Genomic DNA, 2,549 nt, shown 5'->3' with positions numbered 1-2,549 from the left:
ACATCGATCCCGAAAGGACTAACCTCGCTTTTGCCCTCCAATGCTTCCCATTTTGTCTTAAGATCCTCAATAAACTTATGACTAATATGAATTACTATTATTGCAGCCAAGCACAGAAAAATTCCGAGGCACGCAAAAACGATCGATGCTGCAATCTTCCTACCAAAGGTTGAACCGATAACAAGTCCCCATGAAGCAAACAGAAATCCCTGCGCGGTCATAAGCCATGAAAGTCGAGAATTAACCAATCCATCTTCACGCGTTAAGTTGCTGATTATTAATTTTTGTTGTGTAATCATAAGGTATCCAAATCCTTAGCGATATGAGTGTTAACTGAAACTCAAAATCAATCTACCTTCAAGCACCTGAGCATATCCCATCTCGTCCTCATAAACCTACACCATAATTTTTCCCATGATTCGGCTGCCGGGTGGCGTGGGAAGGTTCTTCAGTGATGGGAAGTCCTATCCCGATTGGCTAATTTTCTAAAATTGATCGAACCAATTCTCTAATTCATTAAAATTTTCTTTATTTGAATAGTATTTTTGGGCTATACGAGTTTCTTTTTTAGTTAAGGCTTTTTTCATTTTATAAAAGTACAATGAGCTGAAAGATATATTATTTTCATGATTTTTCACAATTGGATCTAACGTATTGTAGATATTTTCTTCAGAATCATTATTCGATACAAACGCAAGCCATAATATCTTTGACAATCCCAAAGATGCTTTCTTTTGATCTGATGTGATAGCTGATCTTGTCATAGGATATGAGAACTTTTCAAATAGCTTTTCAATATCTTCTTTTTTTATTGTTTTGCTCATTTACAGTGTGCCTTTATATTAGGTGAAACGGCTTAGGGCAAAAATTCAACCAGATTGGACAATATCCTTACCCGGCCAAATCATGCAAGAAAAAAATAGTGTTTGGTGAATCAGAGCTTGAAATCCGTACCAGTACCAACGCTAAAGTCCCCCCCCTACATTCCACGATTAGTTCCGGTCATTGAAAGTTCTTCCCCAATCCTTATTTTAATAATTAGGGTTTCCCGGAATAAAAAGGAAACACAATGCAAACAACAAGGGTAGCAGCTGTTGATCTTTCAAGCCTTCCTTAAGCAGCGGTGCTCGAAGGAGATAAATATGGAATTCAGCCCAGACAAAAAATATATCGTAGATCTGAACATCCTCAACACCTACAACGCAAAAGGATGTGAGGCATGCCATCAAAAATTCAATTTGGGAGATACTGTGGTCTTGGCCTGTGGTCCGTGGTCTGATGGATGTTCCAGGCTTATCCATGAGAGAGATGCAGTGTTTGATCCCAAAACAGGCAACTACTTTGAACGGAAGTATTTCAGGGGATCAGGATCTGCTTGATTGGGATATCCGCCAGTACTCGCCGTGGAAGTACTGGTGAAGACCTGAAGGGTATGTACCTTTACAATACTGCTACCACTAAAGTTCATTGCAAATCCGGGGACAGCTTACCTATTTTTCTTTCGACCGCAGTCTCCTTTCTAAAATAGCCTCCAATTGTTTACAAAGGTCGTTTTGCCTAACGGTCGGCCGGTCCGTTCATGCTTTCTGAACAATTCGATTTCAGATGCATGAATATCAGAAGATAAAAAATCTCTCCAGGGGGGGTATTGACAAGCTCAAGCAAGGGACTTGTTTTAACAAAAATATCATCCTTTTCATCCATATGAGTCCCGACGCTGCTCCATTTCATCCTCAGGACGTTTTGCAAAATCGGCACACCGACACGGACCGGATTGTACTCTATATACCGGGAACACGCCAATAAATGCCGTTCTTCCATGATAAACGACGCAAACCACCCCCGCCATAAATGACCGCGCCAACCTTTCCTGAAATTGATCATTCTCGTATATCGCCTATGGCTTCCCCGATGGCCATATTTAATCCATCCTTGGTTTCCGGAACGGCAATCAGGTGGGTGTGATTGGTGATCAGGCAATAAGCCCAGATTTAGACTTTAAATTCAGGCACCATTCCGACATCAAAGTCAGATAGGCTTCGAAGTCCTGATCGCTGAAAAATGTCTGCTGCCGTCTATTCCCCCTTTGTGTAATATGATGAGGGAAACCCGGAAGCCACTGCCCTTGCCATCCGTGCCATCATTGTATCAGCCTGCCGCACTGCCATAGGCGCCTTTGGCGGTACATTAAAAGACCTGAACGGTGCCCATCTTGCCAGTATTATCATGAGAGAGGCCATTAAACGGGCAAATATTGATCCTGCCGTCATTGATGACGTGCGCTACGGCAGCTGTGTGGAGCACCATGACACCCTGAACACCACCCGGGTAGTTGCACTGATGGCAGGCATTCCGGATACAGTCCCTGCCGCCACAATCAACCGGGTGTGCATATCCGGCATGGAAGCGGTCCTTTCCGGTATGGCCATGATCCAGGCCGGCATGGCCGATGTCATTCTGGCAGGCGGCACCGAGCATATGTCCGGAGTTCCCTATGCCGTACCCAACGCCCGCTGGGGATGTCGTCTCCAGGACACCGGTTTCGTGGA

General features: G+C 43.9%; 5 protein-coding genes. 2 read left to right on the top strand and 3 right to left on the bottom strand.

The window, feature by feature from the left end; genetic code table 11:
- Nucleotides 1–299, bottom strand: a 299-nt coding sequence (locus tag B147_RS32390) for a hypothetical protein (protein WP_033397081.1), incomplete at its 3' end; no start/stop codon positions are given.
- 186 nt (nucleotides 300–485) lie between these two features.
- Nucleotides 486–824, bottom strand: coding sequence for a hypothetical protein (locus tag B147_RS0107410; RefSeq protein ID WP_020586583.1), 339 nt, complete (start codon nucleotides 822–824; stop codon nucleotides 486–488).
- A gap of 318 nt (nucleotides 825–1,142) precedes the next feature.
- Between B147_RS0107410 and B147_RS0107405 the strand changes: the two genes are divergently transcribed.
- Complete coding sequence (locus tag B147_RS0107405; RefSeq protein ID WP_020586582.1) at nucleotides 1,143–1,379, top strand: hypothetical protein; 237 nt, start codon at nucleotides 1,143–1,145, stop codon at nucleotides 1,377–1,379.
- Between the two features lie 178 nt (nucleotides 1,380–1,557).
- On the opposite strand, the gene B147_RS32795 is transcribed toward B147_RS0107405, so the two are convergent.
- Nucleotides 1,558–1,884: a hypothetical protein gene (locus tag B147_RS32795; RefSeq protein ID WP_245568958.1), complete on the bottom strand. Its 327-nt coding sequence runs from the start codon at nucleotides 1,882–1,884 to the stop codon at nucleotides 1,558–1,560.
- 246 nt (nucleotides 1,885–2,130) lie between these two features.
- Here B147_RS32795 and B147_RS27765 point away from each other — a divergent pair.
- On the top strand, nucleotides 2,131–2,549 hold a 419-nt coding region (locus B147_RS27765; protein WP_033397082.1), incomplete at its 3' end, for a thiolase family protein.

This window comes from Desulfobacter curvatus DSM 3379 (assembly GCF_000373985.1).
Lineage (GTDB): Bacteria > Desulfobacterota > Desulfobacteria > Desulfobacterales > Desulfobacteraceae > Desulfobacter > Desulfobacter curvatus.
This window is presented reverse-complemented; position numbering and strand designations above follow the sequence as displayed.

What these genes read in the sequence shown, in the direction of transcription:
- B147_RS0107410 (WP_020586583.1), bottom strand. Translation starts at nt 824, where the DNA reads ATGAGCAAAACAATAAAAAAAGAAGATATTGAAAAGCTATTTGAAAAG.
- B147_RS0107405 (WP_020586582.1), top strand. Translation starts at nt 1,143, where the DNA reads ATGGAATTCAGCCCAGACAAAAAATATATCGTAGATCTGAACATCCTC.
- B147_RS32795 (WP_245568958.1), bottom strand. Translation starts at nt 1,884, where the DNA reads ATGATCAATTTCAGGAAAGGTTGGCGCGGTCATTTATGGCGGGGGTGG.